Source organism: Rossellomorea oryzaecorticis (assembly GCF_038405515.1).
GTDB lineage: Bacteria > Bacillota > Bacilli > Bacillales > Bacillaceae_B > Rossellomorea > Rossellomorea oryzaecorticis_A.
On sequence record NZ_JBBYAF010000035.1, the window covers coordinates 34,331 to 48,870 of the forward strand.

A 14,540-nucleotide genomic window follows, 5' to 3' on the forward strand; every position below is an offset into this window, starting at 1 on the left:
CTGAAAGAAAGAAACAGAGATGTTTCAAACGAGGTGAGGGGAAATGAATCATTGGGAACAATTTCTGGCTCCCTATAATCAAGCCGTAGATGAACTTAAAGTGAAACTGAAGGGAATGCGTGGGGAGTATGAGTTTAAGCATACGCATTCTCCGATTGAATTTGTAACGGGGCGGGTAAAGCCGATTGCCAGCATCCTGGATAAAGCGAACCAAAAAGGGATTGCGCTATCAGACATTGGGACAGAGATGCAGGATATCGCAGGTCTAAGAATGATGTGTCAATTCGTGGAAGATATTCATGTAGTGGTTGAACATCTCCGGTCACGAAAGGATTTCACTGTGATCGAAGAAAGGGACTATGTCACGAACAAAAAGCCAAGCGGATACAGATCCTATCATGTTGTCGTTGATTATCCGGTCCAGACGATTCTAGGAGAGAAAAACATCCTTGTGGAAATTCAAATCCGTACGCTATCGATGAATTTTTGGGCAACGATTGAGCATTCTTTGAATTATAAATACAGCGGCCAATTTCCCGAAAGAATTCGAATGCGGCTCCAAGGTGCTGCTGAAGCTGCTTTTCGGCTGGATGAAGAAATGAGCCTGATTCGGGAAGAAATCCAGGAAGCTCAGGCTATTTTCACTAACAAGATGGAAAAAGATAAAAGAGGCAGCGGCAAAACCGATAAAAGAATTCACAAACAGTGAGACGAAGGGGGTCAAAATGAATGAAGTTTGCAATTACGTCAAAGGGCGACTCAAAGTCAAATACATTGATGCACAAAATGAGAACCTATCTGCAGGATTTCAATTTGACATATGATGAAGAACAGCCTGATATCGTCATTTCGGTAGGGGGGGACGGGACGTTACTGTATGCCTTTCACCGTTATCGATCCAGACTTGATAAGACCGCCTTTGTAGGGGTGCATACGGGTCATCTGGGGTTTTATGCCGACTGGGTGCCCGAAGAAATCGAAAAGCTTGTCATTGCCATAGCCAAAACCCCTTATCAAATAATCGAATATCCATTATTGGAAACAATCATCCGGTATCAGCACGGGGGAAGGGAAACGCGTTATTTGGCCCTGAATGAATCTACAGTGAAGAGTGTTGAAGGCACACTCGTCATGGATGTGGAAATCAGGGGACAGCATTTCGAACGTTTCAGGGGGGATGGGTTATGTTTATCAACCCCTTCGGGCAGTACGGCGTACAATAAGGCGCTTGGCGGCGCAATCATCCATCCGTCTTTGCCGGCTATTCAATTCGCTGAAATGGCATCCATTAACAACCGAGTTTTCCGTACGATCGGATCTCCTCTTATCTTACCGGCGCATCATACATGTATGCTGAAGCCTGTTAATGGACCTGATTTCCTGGTGACGATTGATCATCTTTCCCTTTTGCATAAAGACGTTAAGTCCATTCAATACCGAGTTGCAGATGAGAAAATCCGTTTTGCCCGATTCCGGCCTTTTCCTTTCTGGAAGAGAGTCCATGACTCTTTTGTGGCGGATGAATAAAAGTTATTCAATTCAGTGGGAAATCTCTTCTGAGTATGAAGGCATACTCTTAAGGGAATTCCTGATTGATCAGAAGATTTCTAAACGTACGCTGACCTCAGTCAAGTTTGATGGAGGAGCGATTTTCGTCAATGACACTGAAGTAAATGTGCGTCATTTATTGAAGGTGGGCGACATTGTCAAAATCAATTTCCCTCCTGAAACAAGAAGTGAACAATTAATAGCGGAAGACCTGCCGTTGAAAATCGTATATGAAGACAGAGATGTCCTGATTGTCGATAAGCCGTGGGGAATGAATACAATCCCGTCAAATGATCATCGTACAGGGAGTCTTGCGAACGGGATTGCCGGTTATTACAAACAATGCAGCCTGGCGTCTACTGTTCATATCGTAACCAGGCTCGACCGGGATACTTCCGGACTTGTATTGGTAGCCAAGCACCGGCACGTGCATCATTTATTCAGTCTTCAGCAGCAGGAGCAAGGGGTTTCCAGGACATATGAAGCTTTGTCTGAAGGAGTAATGACCTGTGAACAAGAGGTCATCGAAAAGCCGATCGGCCGCAAAGACACGAGTATTATTGAAAGAGAAGTCCGGAATGACGGACGATATGCCAAGACGGCATACCATGTACTGTACCAATACCCTCAAGCCGCTCACATATCCTTGCGTCCCGAAACGGGAAGGACACATCAAATCCGTGTCCATATGGCTTCGATCGGACACCCTCTCTTGGGTGACGATTTGTACGGAGGGAGCAGACAACTTTTGAAGCGGCAAGCACTCCATTGCAAGACTCTTTCTTTTTATCATCCAATGAATAATGAAAGGATGAAGTTCGAGAGTCCGCTGGCAAGTGATATGAAAGGCGTATTGGATATCTTAGGTGCTGTAGAAAAAAGAGATTCCTTGTGTTGATCTGCACAAGGAATCTCTTTTTGATTGGTTCTGTTTAAAGGGTTTGAGAAAATAAAGCTGATTTAATATTTATGGGAATGTCCGGAATTTTTCTTTTACAAATGGCATGGTCGATGGCACGCTTACCAATTCCATTTCAGGATAACGGAACGCGGTCAACTTCCCGCCGAATACTGCACCTGTATCGATATTGACCGTATTGTTGATCATTCTCGGTTCTAATACTGGAGTATGTCCATAAATAATCCAGCCGTCACCCTTGTATTCCTTCGCCCAATCTCTTCTGACCGGTGTACCGTCATCATTTACTTCACCTGTAATATCACCATATAGAACGAAGGTTTTTACACGCTTGTTGTTCTTTCCTATGTACTCTTCCTTGATTCCTGCATGTGCAATGATCAATTTACCATCATCGAGTACCTGATGGAGGGGTGAATCTTCGTATAAATTGATAAATAGAGTTCTATACTCTTTCCTTTCTTTTTCTGAAAGAGCACTTAATTCTGCGGCGGTAGTTTCAAGACCATGCAGGATTTTCACTTTGTTCCCTAAGAAATAACGATAAAGCTTATTACAGTGATTCCCTGGGACATAGTAAGCCTCTTTTTCTTTTCGCAGGGACGCGACAACCGAAATCGTTTTTAAAGAATGCGGCCCCCGGTCAGTCAAATCCCCCACAAATGCAAGCTTTCTTCTCCCGGGATGGCGCGGGAGTCCTTCCCTCCAATCATAACCGAGTTTTTCAGTAAGCTTCCTGAATTCTTCAAAACAACCGTGAATATCTCCAATGACATCAATCTTCATTATGCACCTTCTTTCTTTTCGGTAGAAACTTTTTTCTTTTCATTTCGTTCGTTTTGTGACATATTAATGTTTCAGTGTTTGAAAAAACGGGTTTGTATATTCACTATTTTATGTAGAATATTTTATAGAGGCAAAGATAAGTAAGATGTGCTGACTTGACGGGCGACATTTTAAAAAAGATTTGCTAGTATTATTACGACTATATGGGATTAACATAAAGGGAGGGTGTGCCTTAATGAGTGAAGCGACCAAAGAACAATTGAATGAAAAAGAAAAGCAGGAAAAAGAAATGTATGATGAGGAGCTTCTCATTAGAGCCCTTCAACAAGAAGATTTAGATTTATTCCGCTCAGAGTTTATTCAATTGCACTCCTACGATCAGGCTAAATTTTTTTCCAAGGTTGAGGATGAACTGAGAATCCGCCTTTACCATTATCTTTCCCCAGAAGAAATGGCTGAACTGTTTGAAAGTCTTGATATAGACGAAGAAGATTATCAGGATTTGCTCGCAGAAATGAATCCCTCATATGCAGCTGAAATGCTTTCCAATATGTACGCAGATGATGCGGTAGACGTATTGAATGAACTTGATAAAGAACAGGTTGTCAGCTATTTAACCATCATGGATGTTGAGTCCGCTAAAGAAATCAAAGAGCTCCTTCATTATGAGGAGTACACTGCCGGAAGTATCATGACTACTGAATTTGTCGCCATTTCACAAAATCAGACAGTTCGGTCGGCAATGTACATTCTTAAGAATGAAGCTCCGAATGCAGAGACGATCTATTACATTTATGTGGTGGATGATGACAAGAAATTGGTGGGAGTCATCTCCTTGAGGGATCTCATTATAAGTCATGATGATGTCATGATTTCTGAAATCATGAGCGACAGAGTGATGTCAGTCGGGGTGAGCGAGGATCAGGAAGCGGTAGCCAGACAAATGAAAGATTATGATTTCTTGGCATTGCCGGTTGTCGATTTTCAACATCATCTGCTCGGAATCATTACAGTAGATGACATCATGGATGTAATGGAAGAAGAAGCGTCCGATGACTATTCCAAGCTCGCAGGTATTGCTGACTTGGATTCAATTGACAGAAACCCTTTCCATGCAGCCAAAAAACGTCTGCCATGGTTGATTGCTTTATTATTCCTCGGAATGTTTACGGCGAGTCTTATCGGCCGTTTTGAAGCGACACTCGATAAAGTAGCTATTCTTGCTGTCTTTATTCCGCTTATCGCCGGAATGGCCGGGAATACCGGTACGCAGGCACTGGCAGTTGCTGTAAGAGGTATTGCTACGGGTGATTTGGAAAAAGAAAATAAACTTAATCTCATTATACGCGAAGCAGGAACAGGACTCATTACTGGCACGACATGCGGGATTGTTGTCAGTATGATTGTGTATGTTTGGAAAGGAACTTTTTTCCTCGGGATCTTAGTCGGTGTTTCAGTGATGATTTCATTATTTGTCGCTACACTGGCTGGTACACTAGTCCCTCTTTTAATGCACAAATTGAAAGCCGACCCAGCCGTAGCATCGGGTCCTTTTATTACAACAATAAACGATATAATAAGTATTTTAATTTATTTTGGATTAGCTACATTGTTCATGAATTATCTTATATAGAAAGAAAAGGGGGAGAGCATTATGGAACAGCATGCCTCTGTAACATCACTGGTGATCGTCATCATTGTCGCTTTTTTGACTCCTATATTGCTGCATCGTTTTAAATTGAATTTTATCCCTGTGGTCATTGCCGAGATCATCATGGGATTGGTGATCGGGAAGAGCGGATTCGATCTTGTCCATCAAGATATGTGGCTTGAAACCTTATCCACCTTCGGGTTCATCTTCTTAATGTTTTTAAGTGGTCTGGAAATTGATTTCAAAGCCTTCTCAAACAGCAAGAAGAAGAAAGAAATCCTTCCGAGCGGCAAGGAAGAACCTAACCGCCTGAAAGTGGCAACCATCATTTTTATAGGGATATTCTTTGTTTCTCTCGGACTTTCTTATTTGTTTGTCCTATTTGATTTGATAGAAAATGCCTTTTTGATGACATTGATCATCTCTACCATTTCACTGGGGGTAGTTGTACCGACTCTGAAAGAAGCCCATATATCAAAGACTGCGATTGGCCAGATTATATTGTTGATTGCTGTCATTGCAGATTTGGTGACGATGATATTGCTTGCAGTATTCGTTTCACTCTACGGCGAAGGGCACGGGAATATGTGGCTGCTTCTTGTTCTGTTTGTTGTGGGGATTCTTCTCTATCTTCTTGGGAAACGAATGAAAAATAATAATTTCATTAAGAGTTTATCGACTGGTACAGTACAAATAGGAACAAGAGCGGTATTCACTCTCATCATCTTATTAGTTGCGGTATCAGAAACAGTGGGTGCAGAAAATATATTAGGAGCCTTTCTGGCAGGTGTATTAGTTTCTTTATTGGCACCGAATCAGGAAATGGTACAAAAGCTGGATTCATTCGGTTACGGCTTTTTAATCCCTATTTTCTTCGTAATGGTTGGAGTGGAGCTGGATCTTCAGTCTTTACTGAGCGATAAGAAGATGTTGCTCTTGATTCCACTGCTCCTTGCTGCATTCCTGATCTCTAAAATATTGCCCGTTTACTTGTTAAGGATCTGGTATGATACAAAAACCACATTAGCTTCTGCATTCCTGCTTACATCAACTCTTTCACTGGTGATAGCGGCAGCGAAAATCGCTGAAAGAATGGAAATCATAACTTCACAAATGAGTGGTACCCTGATACTGGTAGCTGTCATAGCATGTATCATTACACCAATTATCTTTAAAAAGCTGTTCCCACGGGAAAGCGCGAAAGAAAAGAAATTGAAAGTAGTGTTCTTGGGAGCCAACCAGATGACTATGCCGGCATCCAGGGAATTACAATCCTCATTATATGAATCTGTCCTCTATCATACAGTTCAAGATAAATCGGATAAAAACATTGCTGATTCTTTATTCAAGATCAATGAAATTGAGAATTATTCGCTTGATACTTTAGAAGAGTTCAACGTTTTTGATGCAGATATCATAGTAATTTCAACCGGTGATGAAGAGGTGAATGCGACCCTTTCTATCACTGCAAAAGAAAGAGGAGTAGAACGTGTCATTGCAAGAGTTGAAAGCCCTGATATGCATGAAACCCTAAGAGAACAGGGAATAGAAGTATATTCAGTATTCCTCTCAACCAAAGCACTATTAAGAGCCATGATTGAATCACCGTCAGTAATGAATATCCTCACAAACCAGGAAATGTCGTTGTACGAAATCAAAATGATGAACAGCCAGTTTGAAGGGATGACATTGAGAAAATTCCCGTTTACCGGAGATGTCATCTTTGTCCGTATATTCAGGGGCAAAGATTCGATTGTACCTCATGGTGACACAGAACTTCACATGAATGATCGGTTGATTGTTACCGGATCTAAAGAATATGTTGATGAATTGAAACGCGAACTCGAATTCTGCGAATACTGTTAAAAAGAACTCCCCGGTCTGCCGGGGGGTTTTTCTTTAGACAATAATTTAGAGGATTTTCACTGATAGATACCTAATTAGTTATAGAGGCAGAACAAGAAGGAGATGGCTATAAATGTGGGAAACAAAAGTAATGGCTATAAGAGAACGGCTGAAAGAAAGTCTGGATGGGATCTCTGTGGAAAAGATCAATAAAAAACCTTCCCGGGGTGAGTGGAGCATCGCCCAGATCGTCCTGCACCTTGCAGGGGCAGAGACACGCTTTATGAAATTGGCGTTGGAAGCCGCGCAAGGAGAACCGGCTGTAAGTGGAGGTGCAGTGGACTTGAGTGTGTTTGATGATAAAAGCAAGAAGCTTAAAGCACCCGTCGACCCGCCTGAAGAACCTCACACCATAGATGAATTATTGGTTGCCCTCCAAACGTCAAGAAACTTAACAGATGAATTTATAGAGAAGTACTCTGAAGTTCAATTGCAGCAAAAAACGATGAATCATCATCGATTTGGAATCATGCCAGTCTGGCAGGTCCTCGAGCTCCTGGGAAGACATGAAGAGCGTCATATTGATCAAATTGAAGAGACGAAAAAGAAGATATCATAGAATTGTACCTTTTCTTTTTTTGTTGTTTCATGTAGAATTAGTAGCAGGTACTAATAACTTGTAACAATAGGAGGATTACAATGACTCTTTCATTAGAAGGCAAGACATTTATTGTCATGGGTGTTGCCAATAAACGAAGTATTGCATGGGGGATTGCCCGTTCCCTTCATCTGTCGGGGGCACGATTGATTTTTACATACGCAGGCGAACGTTTTGAAAAAGGCGTTAGAGATCTTGCCGGTACATTAGAAGGCGGAGAGGACTCTCTTGTACTTCCTTGTGACGTAACAAGTGATGAAGATATAGAAAAATGCTTTTCTGCAATCAAAGAAGAAGTGGGAACGATCCACGGTATTGCGCACTGTATCGCATTCGCCAATAAAGAAGAGCTTGCCGGAGATTATATGAATACGACAAGAGATGGATTTCTGCTTGCCCACAACATCAGTTCTTATTCGTTAACTGCGGTGGCGAAGGCTGCTAAAGATTTAATGACTGAAGGCGGAAGCATTGTTTCCATGACGTATCTGGGCGGAGAAAGAGTAATGCAGAATTATAACGTAATGGGAGTGGCAAAGGCATCACTTGAAGCAAGTGTAAAATACCTTGCAAGTGACTTAGGAAAGCACGGCATCCGTGTAAATGCCATTTCTGCCGGTCCGATCCGTACACTTTCTGCTAAAGGAGTAGGGGACTTTAACTCCATCCTTAAAGAAATCGAAGAGCGTGCTCCGCTGCGCCGCAATACAACCCAAGAAGAAGTCGGCGACACGGCCGTGTTCTTATTCAGCGACCTTTCAAGAGGAATCACAGGGGAAAATCTTCACGTGGATTCCGGTTATCATATTCTTGGGTAATGATAATATACAGTAATCCCGCTGGCCAAAAATGGCCGGCGGGATTTTTTATTAGTATATGCATAGGTAATGGCTTTTCTTTTGTATGAACCAGGATCTAGCTGGTGATTGGAGTTGAAGACGAAAACGCCAATCAACAGCCGTATTTAATATAGAGGTACAAAAATATTCCTAACAAAAATGAAACTGACGTGCACCTTTTGCATACATATAAAAGTGGAGAGGAATTGGAGGTGTGCTTCATGAAAAAAGAAAAAGCAACGAGCAAGGAACCCCTGTTATATATTCAGCAGCCAAAACTGCAGGAAGTGAAAGGGAATATGCAGGTAACATATCGGTCGACGAAATCAAAAGAGAAAAAAGAAAAGCTTTCCGCCAAACCAATCGAAACTCAAATAGAAAAACCTCAAGACAAAGCAGAGCCGTCAATATTAAAAAAACCTGAAATCGAGGTTAAGGAGGAAATTAAAACTCATCAAAAGCCTTCAGGGGAAGAACCCCAGTCTGCTATCCACTCATTCAGAAGGCTGAAACCATTCAAAGAACTGAACCTGGACGAAAAGCTGGAGTATATTACGGCCAGCATCAACGGTAAAGTCCCTTTTCCTTGTGAATTCAGTACCGGTACTGCTGCCTATAAAGGCGTGCTTATCTCTATGGACGAATCCACTATAAAAATCAAAACATTCCGCGGCGATGAAGAAACGATTCCAAGGGACTCCTTGAAATCGATTAAGATGATAGGTTTACAATAAAAGAAGCCAGGCGGGATCTCCCGGCTGGCTTTTCTTACAAGTTCAGTCTGTCACTGATACCTGAGTATTAATCTTCACATAATTCAACGAATACGTCTTTGATACATTGAATCGCACAGAAGCAATCCAGGTCAACCGTCACGCAATCGCCTGTTAGTTCCCAATCATCCATCGGGTCGTTTGGATCATCGTTCTTATTCGGTATGACTACTTGTAGAGTAGCACAGCAGTTGTCAAAGATTTCTTTTACCCGGAAATATGGTGATTTCGACTTGCTTCCTTTAACGTGAACTTCGAATGTATCACCGTTTTTCAGGTATAGCTTGAAGACACGGGTATTTACACGGTTAGCAGGGCTAACCATCGATCCCAGCGGCTCAAGGAAACAGTCATTTCGGCATTCGTTGCACTCGTCACCAGCGTCTTGAATATCTTTAATAGCGCGAACTGCTTGACATACACAGCCGAGATCTTTTTTTCCAAAATCTCTATCTCTTCCGCAACCCATAAAAAGTTCCTCCTTAAAATAAATTTCATTTACATTACTAACATATTGTGGTGTAGGCGATTAGGTAACGGACATCTGCCCTCTTTTAGAAATTTGGGCTTGTATATATTTATAAATGGAGAAAGGAAGATCTAAATGGAGTTGACTTTCGTCCAACTTACAACTCTCGGCTTTGCTATTTTTCGACTGACTCATTTAATCGTTTTTGATAAGATAACTGAATTTCTACGATCGCCTTTCTTTGATGAAATTGTAGAGGAAGAAAATGGGGTGGAAGAGGTTTACCTTATTCCCAAGAAGGAAGGTTTCAAAGGCTTCGCAGGCCGGCTGTTATCCTGCTACTGGTGTACTGGCATATGGGCAAGTATGTTTTTGTACGGTGGTTACATGTGGTTTCCTGCTATTTTTGCACCATTTATTACACTGCTCGCTGTCGCAGGTGTAGCAGCCGTCATTGAATCGGCAGTCCAGAGTGGGAATGGACTAAATTAGTAGGTAATTAGTGGAAACAAGCATGCCCCTTTTCACATATAATGAACTATCCACATGTGAAGGAGGCAAAGAAAATTGATAAAATACAATGGGAATAACGTGATTAAACCAACAAAAACACCAACAAATTATAAGAAGAAAAAAGACTGCGGCTGTGGATCAAAAATAAAGAAAAATTAGATCGCTCATTAGGAGCGGTCTTTTTTTTTCATAAATTTAGACTTTATGAAAAAAATAAGGAGTGAGTATAAATAAAAATGAGGGATAGTGTATGAAGAAATATTTATGTGCAGGAGTCATTACCTCTTTACTAATTGCAGGCTGCTCCAACAAGGAAGATGGAAAGGACAGCAAAGTTGCGCTCATTAAGACAACCGATCCGCCCCCGATCGAGCTGGTGGACAATCCTGAAACAGAGAGTTTTGGACATGCAATAAAAAAAGAGCTCGCTAAAAAGAAGGAATTGTATGATGTTGCAGTCATTCAAAGTAAAGAAGAAACGTTGGTCGTTTATAAAGTGAAGCATTTGCAGCGCTTTAAAATGAAAAAGATCGAAAAGGATATGGAGAAGTATCTTGAGGGGAAATATCCCGATGAAGATTTCGTCTTATCAAGCGATTACAAGATCTTTCTCGAAACAGTCCGCTTAAAAGAAAAAATCCAGCACAAGTCAATCTCCAAAAAGAAGGCTAAAAAAGAATTTAAGGATATTATCGAGTTACAAAAGGAAAAGACATAGGAGGCATACGTTGTGGGAAAAACACCGAAAACCCCCGAACAGCAGAAATATGAAAAACTCGAAAAGCAATATGAAACCAAAAGGCCGCTTTTGAAGAATGTCATCAAGGCGTTCTTTGTAGGAGGGGCAATCTGCCTGGTGGGTCAGGCAGTGAGTTATTTCTATATTTATTTCTTTAATTTCACAGAGCAGACAGCTGGAAATCCAACAGTCGCCACGATGGTGTTTTTTGCCATGATTCTTACAGGCTTTGGTATTTATGATCATTTAGGCCAGTTTGGTGGGGCGGGAAGTGCAGTTCCTGTCACGGGATTTGGTAATGCCGTAATATCTGCAGCGATTGAACATAAAACAGAGGGCTATGTATTGGGTGTGGGAGGCAACATCTTTAAATTGGCAGGATCCGTTATCGTGTTCGGTGTATTTGCCGCCTTTGTGGTTGCATTAATTAAAACGTTATTAATTCAATGGGGGGTTATCTGATGCTTAAGGGATCGAGATCATGGGTCTTCCCTGCACAGCCGGCGATTCTCTCTACCGGAGTGGTCGGCGGCCCTTTCGAAAAAAAAGGAAAACTGGCAGCGGAATTTGACCGGTTTTACGACGATTTATGGATGGGCCAGGACACATATGAAAAAGCGAATCGGGTCCTTATTGAAGATGCGGTGCAGATAGCACTTGAGAAGCAGTCTCTTCAAAAGGATGATGTACAATTCTTTTTAACCGGAGACCTGATCAATCAAATTACTCCTTCAAGCTTTGCGGCACGCTCAAATGCCATTCCTTATTTCGGCTTATTTGGTGCATGTTCCACATCAATAGAAGGTCTTGCACTGGCAGGCTTTTTAGTGAATTATCAGGGAGCCGATAAAGTAATAACCGGAGCTTCAAGTCATAATTCTGCAACCGAGAAACAGTTTCGTTACCCAACTGAATATGGCGGGCAAAAACCACCTACCGCGCAATGGACAGTTACTGGAGCCGGTTATGCAGTAGTGGGGAATGGTGCGGGTCTTACAACCCCTGGTCCCAGGGTCACCTCCGCAACGATTGGAAAAGTGATTGATTTGGGCTTAACAGATCCATTTAATATGGGAGGTGCAATGGCTCCTGCAGCAGTAGATACGATAGCTGGTCACTTTCAGGACCTGGGGAGAGACCCCTCTTATTACGATTTAATTGTAACCGGGGATCTTGCTGCAATCGGAAGACAGACGGCCATGGAAATGCTGAAGGAAAAAGGATACACCTTGTCTGACCGGCAATACCAAGACTGCGGATTACTCATATATGGGGAAGATCAGCCCGTCCAGTCGGGGGCGAGCGGTCCTGGTTGCTCAGCAACCGTTCTCTATGGACACTTATTAAATGAAATGAAAAAGGGCACTTACAAACGGATACTCGTCGTGGCCACAGGTGCGTTGCTATCACCACTTACGTTTCAGCAAGGGGAAACGATTCCTTGTATTGCCCATGCGGTGTCTATTGAATTTTTGTAATTTAAAGGAGGGAGCTTATATATGATAGCAATGTTCTTTTGGTCATTTGTGATAGGAGGAATCATCTGTGTGATTGGACAGTTAATGTTTGATGTAGCGAAATTGACTCCGGCACACACGTTAAGTTTTTTAGTGGTGGCCGGCGCTATACTATCAGGATTTGGATTATATGAACCTCTAATCGATTTTGCAGGGGCAGGGGCAACCATACCGATCACGAGTTTTGGGAATGCACTTGTAAATGGTGCGATGCAAGAATCACAGGAGCACGGCCTGGTGGGTGTATTAACGGGAATGTTCGAAGTAACTAGTTCCGGTATATCAGCTGCGATCGTTTTTGGCTTCATAGGTGCACTCCTTTTTAAACCAAAGGGGTAAAGGGAGGATAGGGTTATGCCTGAATACTTGCAAGTAGCAGTTAGAAGCTTGTTCATTCTTCTATCTTTATTTATCATTACAAAATTACTGGGAAAGAAACAACTGTCAAAATTATCATTTTTTGAATATATTACCGGCATTACAGTAGGCAGCATTGCAGGTACACTTTCAATGGATCTCGGCCTGCCGTTAAGTGAAGGTCTTATGAGTATCTTCCTGTGGTTCTTGTTTCCTCTGATGTTTTCTTACCTTTCACTGAAAAGCAGTAGATTCAGAAGGTTTGCAGAAGGGAAGCCTTCTGTTTTCATTAAAGATGGAAAAATAGATGAAAAAGCACTGAAGAAAGAACAGTACTCCATTGATGAACTTCTTGAGCAATTAAGGAAGAAAGATGTATTTCGCGCCGCGGATGTTGAATTCGCCACTTTAGATACAAACGGGGATCTGAGCGTATTACTGAAGAAAGAAAAGCAGCCTCTGCTTAAAGAAGATATGATGACTGTGTTTCAGCGCTCGACTCCTCCCCAGGCGGTCATTACAGACGGAAAAATTGATGAAGCTGCTTTGAAGGAAGTAGGATTTCCAGAGCCCTGGCTCCTAAAAGAACTATCAAAAAGGCAGCTGAGTGTCGAGGCGATCTTTTTGGCACAGTTAGATAAGGAAGGGAACCTCACCTTTGATTTATACAATTGGACAAATACACAACAAAATTAAAAAAAGCCCATACGGATTAACCCTCATTTACATATGTTATAAATGACTAAAGGTAAAGTGAGGTGATGCTGAATGCCTTACGGATATGGTTATGGCTGCGGATATGGCGGAGGTTATGGTTCTACTTTTGTATTAATCGTCGTCTTATTCATCTTGTTAATTATCGTTGGAGCTAGCTTCTGCTAATTTAGAAGCACAATTAAAGGCAGAACCCTCGAATAGAGGGATCCTGTCTTTTTTAGGTTGAGGGATCAAGGATGGAAAAGCAGCAGAATGCTAAGGATCTCCAAAGAAATAATCACGCTCTCCATTTTTTTACATATGATGCTTATAGTTAAGAAGGAGGCGTATTACTAATGAACAACAACTTTTTTAAGAATTTGGAACAGAAGACAGGCGTCAACATGAATGAAGTGTTAGAGCTTGCCAACTCATTACAAAATGCAAATTTTAAAGATGAAGCCACCGTGAGAAAAGTTATCAAGCGTGTTTCTAAAATAGCCAATAAACCTGTAAGTAAAGAAATGGAAGAAAAAATTGTAAAGTCCATTGTGAATGACGGGAAACAGCTGGATTTCGGGACCATTTCCAATATGCTTAACAAAGGAAAAAAATAATCTTTTTAATAGAGAATGGACATAAAGGGGTGAGAACTCACGTACTTTATGTTAATTCTCTTTTATTTTTTACAATGTCAGTCAGAAGTTCCAGCCGGGATTGATACTGTATTTTAGCATATCCCAATTAAAAATGAACAAAATTCAACTGTTAGATGTTTTAACCAGTCGTAAATCCGGGTAAAAAAACATATAAGGAGGTAATCTAAATGGGATACATTGCTCCAATTCCCCACCATCAATATAAACAGTATCAGGAAAGGGATATCAAAGTAGACAAACATCCTTTTCGCTTCATTCCGGTACAACCCATCAAAGCATTGAAAAATAAATCAAAACAAACCGATCATGAAGAAATGAATATCTACCCTGATAAAGTACCTTCAAATCAATATATAACCCACACAAGAAGACTTCCAACAACCTCCATCCCCTCCGGATTAATAGCTGAAGTAACAGGAAAAGGTACCTACTTTAACGAATATGTATAAAGAAAAGCGAAGGCGGCTTGCTCAGGTCCGACAAGCATAAGGTGAACATACCGAAAAGGCTGGTTTTTGCCTTTTTGGTATGTTTGACTTATGACCTCGAGGGACTAGCCGCCGCAGCTGGA

Annotated in this window: 19 protein-coding genes; 17 read left to right on the forward strand and 2 right to left on the reverse strand. The window is 41.6% G+C overall.

What is annotated here, in order from left to right; genetic code table 11:
- Nucleotides 1-43 precede the first annotated feature (43 nt).
- From AAEO50_RS16050 to AAEO50_RS16060, 3 genes are read left to right on the forward strand one after another with little or no spacing between them, the layout of a single operon-like run.
- Nucleotides 44-709 carry a GTP pyrophosphokinase family protein gene (locus tag AAEO50_RS16050; protein WP_341985310.1) on the forward strand — a complete coding sequence of 222 codons (666 nt, stop codon included), beginning with the start codon at nucleotides 44-46 and terminating at the stop codon, nucleotides 707-709.
- A 20-nt stretch (nucleotides 710-729) separates the two neighbouring features.
- Entirely contained in the window at nucleotides 730-1,527 is a 798-nt protein-coding gene (locus AAEO50_RS16055; protein ID WP_341985312.1) for an NAD kinase, read from the forward strand.
- The gene (locus AAEO50_RS16060; RefSeq protein ID WP_341985314.1) at nucleotides 1,520-2,446 is read left to right on the forward strand and encodes an RluA family pseudouridine synthase; all 927 of its coding nucleotides are present in this window, start codon (nucleotides 1,520-1,522) and stop codon (nucleotides 2,444-2,446) included. The genes AAEO50_RS16055 and AAEO50_RS16060 overlap by 8 nt, the downstream gene beginning before the upstream one ends.
- A gap of 69 nt (nucleotides 2,447-2,515) precedes the next feature.
- Here AAEO50_RS16060 and prpE read toward each other — a convergent pair whose 3' ends face one another.
- Nucleotides 2,516-3,253 (reverse strand): bis(5'-nucleosyl)-tetraphosphatase PrpE, encoded by a 738-nt coding sequence (gene prpE / locus AAEO50_RS16065; protein ID WP_341985315.1) that lies wholly within the window; start codon nucleotides 3,251-3,253, stop codon nucleotides 2,516-2,518.
- Between the two features lie 235 nt (nucleotides 3,254-3,488).
- Here prpE and mgtE point away from each other — a divergent pair, with 235 nt between their 5' ends.
- The 5 genes from mgtE to AAEO50_RS16090 all read left to right on the forward strand — a co-directional run bounded on the left by mgtE (nucleotide 3,489) and on the right by AAEO50_RS16090 (nucleotide 8,980).
- Nucleotides 3,489-4,886 (forward strand): magnesium transporter, encoded by a 1,398-nt coding sequence (gene mgtE, locus AAEO50_RS16070; protein ID WP_341985317.1) that lies wholly within the window; start codon nucleotides 3,489-3,491, stop codon nucleotides 4,884-4,886.
- 21 nt (nucleotides 4,887-4,907) lie between these two features.
- Nucleotides 4,908-6,770 (forward strand): monovalent cation:proton antiporter family protein, encoded by a 1,863-nt coding sequence (locus tag AAEO50_RS16075; RefSeq protein ID WP_341985319.1) that lies wholly within the window; start codon nucleotides 4,908-4,910, stop codon nucleotides 6,768-6,770.
- 112 nt (nucleotides 6,771-6,882) lie between these two features.
- The gene (locus AAEO50_RS16080; protein ID WP_341985320.1) at nucleotides 6,883-7,368 is read left to right on the forward strand and encodes a DinB family protein; all 486 of its coding nucleotides are present in this window, start codon (nucleotides 6,883-6,885) and stop codon (nucleotides 7,366-7,368) included.
- Between the two features lie 80 nt (nucleotides 7,369-7,448).
- The gene (fabI, locus tag AAEO50_RS16085) at nucleotides 7,449-8,225 is read left to right on the forward strand and encodes an enoyl-ACP reductase FabI (protein WP_341985321.1); all 777 of its coding nucleotides are present in this window, start codon (nucleotides 7,449-7,451) and stop codon (nucleotides 8,223-8,225) included.
- A gap of 242 nt (nucleotides 8,226-8,467) precedes the next feature.
- Nucleotides 8,468-8,980 carry a CotO family spore coat protein gene (locus AAEO50_RS16090; protein ID WP_341985323.1) on the forward strand — a complete coding sequence of 171 codons (513 nt, stop codon included), beginning with the start codon at nucleotides 8,468-8,470 and terminating at the stop codon, nucleotides 8,978-8,980.
- 67 nt (nucleotides 8,981-9,047) lie between these two features.
- Here the strand turns inward: AAEO50_RS16090 and AAEO50_RS16095 are convergent, their stop codons facing one another.
- Nucleotides 9,048-9,488, reverse strand: a complete 441-nt coding sequence (locus AAEO50_RS16095) for a CotY/CotZ family spore coat protein (protein ID WP_341985324.1) — start codon at nucleotides 9,486-9,488, stop codon at nucleotides 9,048-9,050.
- 135 nt (nucleotides 9,489-9,623) lie between these two features.
- Between AAEO50_RS16095 and AAEO50_RS16100 the strand changes: the two genes are divergently transcribed.
- The 9 genes from AAEO50_RS16100 (at nucleotide 9,624) to AAEO50_RS16140 (ending at nucleotide 14,418) form a co-directional block, all read left to right on the forward strand.
- Nucleotides 9,624-9,980, forward strand: coding sequence for a DUF1360 domain-containing protein (locus AAEO50_RS16100; protein ID WP_341985325.1), 357 nt, complete (start codon nucleotides 9,624-9,626; stop codon nucleotides 9,978-9,980).
- A 271-nt stretch (nucleotides 9,981-10,251) separates the two neighbouring features.
- Nucleotides 10,252-10,719: a sporulation protein gene (locus AAEO50_RS16105; protein ID WP_341985326.1), complete on the forward strand. Its 468-nt coding sequence runs from the start codon at nucleotides 10,252-10,254 to the stop codon at nucleotides 10,717-10,719.
- Nucleotides 10,720-10,731: 12 nt separating this feature from the next.
- On the forward strand, nucleotides 10,732-11,202 hold the full coding sequence (gene spoVAC / locus AAEO50_RS16110; protein ID WP_341985327.1) for a stage V sporulation protein AC: 471 nt from the start codon (nucleotides 10,732-10,734) through the stop codon (nucleotides 11,200-11,202).
- Nucleotides 11,202-12,218, forward strand: coding sequence for a stage V sporulation protein AD (spoVAD, locus tag AAEO50_RS16115; protein WP_341985328.1), 1,017 nt, complete (start codon nucleotides 11,202-11,204; stop codon nucleotides 12,216-12,218). The genes spoVAC and spoVAD overlap by 1 nt, the downstream gene beginning before the upstream one ends.
- Before the next feature lie 21 nt (nucleotides 12,219-12,239).
- On the forward strand, nucleotides 12,240-12,596 hold the full coding sequence (spoVAE, locus tag AAEO50_RS16120; protein WP_341985329.1) for a stage V sporulation protein AE: 357 nt from the start codon (nucleotides 12,240-12,242) through the stop codon (nucleotides 12,594-12,596).
- Nucleotides 12,597-12,611: 15 nt separating this feature from the next.
- Nucleotides 12,612-13,310: a DUF421 domain-containing protein gene (locus AAEO50_RS16125; protein WP_341985330.1), complete on the forward strand. Its 699-nt coding sequence runs from the start codon at nucleotides 12,612-12,614 to the stop codon at nucleotides 13,308-13,310.
- Between the two features lie 72 nt (nucleotides 13,311-13,382).
- Complete coding sequence (locus tag AAEO50_RS16130; protein WP_341985331.1) at nucleotides 13,383-13,496, forward strand: YjcZ family sporulation protein; 114 nt, start codon at nucleotides 13,383-13,385, stop codon at nucleotides 13,494-13,496.
- Between the two features lie 170 nt (nucleotides 13,497-13,666).
- Nucleotides 13,667-13,927, forward strand: a complete 261-nt coding sequence (locus AAEO50_RS16135) for a stage VI sporulation protein F (RefSeq protein WP_341985332.1) — start codon at nucleotides 13,667-13,669, stop codon at nucleotides 13,925-13,927.
- A 209-nt stretch (nucleotides 13,928-14,136) separates the two neighbouring features.
- A complete protein-coding gene (locus tag AAEO50_RS16140; protein WP_341985333.1) occupies nucleotides 14,137-14,418 on the forward strand; it encodes a hypothetical protein in 282 nt (93 codons plus the stop codon).
- Nucleotides 14,419-14,540 lie beyond the last annotated feature (122 nt).

Bases quoted from the DNA above. Each gene is read 5' to 3' on its own strand.
- AAEO50_RS16050 (WP_341985310.1), top strand. From the start codon at position 44: ATGAATCATTGGGAACAATTTCTGGCTCCCTATAATCAAGCCGTAGAT.
- AAEO50_RS16055 (WP_341985312.1), top strand. From the start codon at position 730: ATGAAGTTTGCAATTACGTCAAAGGGCGACTCAAAGTCAAATACATTG.
- AAEO50_RS16060 (WP_341985314.1), top strand. From the start codon at position 1,520: ATGAATAAAAGTTATTCAATTCAGTGGGAAATCTCTTCTGAGTATGAA.
- prpE (WP_341985315.1), bottom strand. From the start codon at position 3,253: ATGAAGATTGATGTCATTGGAGATATTCACGGTTGTTTTGAAGAATTC.
- mgtE (WP_341985317.1), top strand. From the start codon at position 3,489: ATGAGTGAAGCGACCAAAGAACAATTGAATGAAAAAGAAAAGCAGGAA.
- AAEO50_RS16075 (WP_341985319.1), top strand. From the start codon at position 4,908: ATGGAACAGCATGCCTCTGTAACATCACTGGTGATCGTCATCATTGTC.
- AAEO50_RS16080 (WP_341985320.1), top strand. From the start codon at position 6,883: ATGTGGGAAACAAAAGTAATGGCTATAAGAGAACGGCTGAAAGAAAGT.
- fabI (WP_341985321.1), top strand. From the start codon at position 7,449: ATGACTCTTTCATTAGAAGGCAAGACATTTATTGTCATGGGTGTTGCC.
- AAEO50_RS16090 (WP_341985323.1), top strand. From the start codon at position 8,468: ATGAAAAAAGAAAAAGCAACGAGCAAGGAACCCCTGTTATATATTCAG.
- AAEO50_RS16095 (WP_341985324.1), bottom strand. From the start codon at position 9,488: ATGGGTTGCGGAAGAGATAGAGATTTTGGAAAAAAAGATCTCGGCTGT.
- AAEO50_RS16100 (WP_341985325.1), top strand. From the start codon at position 9,624: ATGGAGTTGACTTTCGTCCAACTTACAACTCTCGGCTTTGCTATTTTT.
- AAEO50_RS16105 (WP_341985326.1), top strand. From the start codon at position 10,252: ATGAAGAAATATTTATGTGCAGGAGTCATTACCTCTTTACTAATTGCA.
- spoVAD (WP_341985328.1), top strand. From the start codon at position 11,202: ATGCTTAAGGGATCGAGATCATGGGTCTTCCCTGCACAGCCGGCGATT.
- spoVAE (WP_341985329.1), top strand. From the start codon at position 12,240: ATGATAGCAATGTTCTTTTGGTCATTTGTGATAGGAGGAATCATCTGT.
- AAEO50_RS16125 (WP_341985330.1), top strand. From the start codon at position 12,612: ATGCCTGAATACTTGCAAGTAGCAGTTAGAAGCTTGTTCATTCTTCTA.
- AAEO50_RS16130 (WP_341985331.1), top strand. From the start codon at position 13,383: ATGCCTTACGGATATGGTTATGGCTGCGGATATGGCGGAGGTTATGGT.
- AAEO50_RS16135 (WP_341985332.1), top strand. From the start codon at position 13,667: ATGAACAACAACTTTTTTAAGAATTTGGAACAGAAGACAGGCGTCAAC.
- AAEO50_RS16140 (WP_341985333.1), top strand. From the start codon at position 14,137: ATGGGATACATTGCTCCAATTCCCCACCATCAATATAAACAGTATCAG.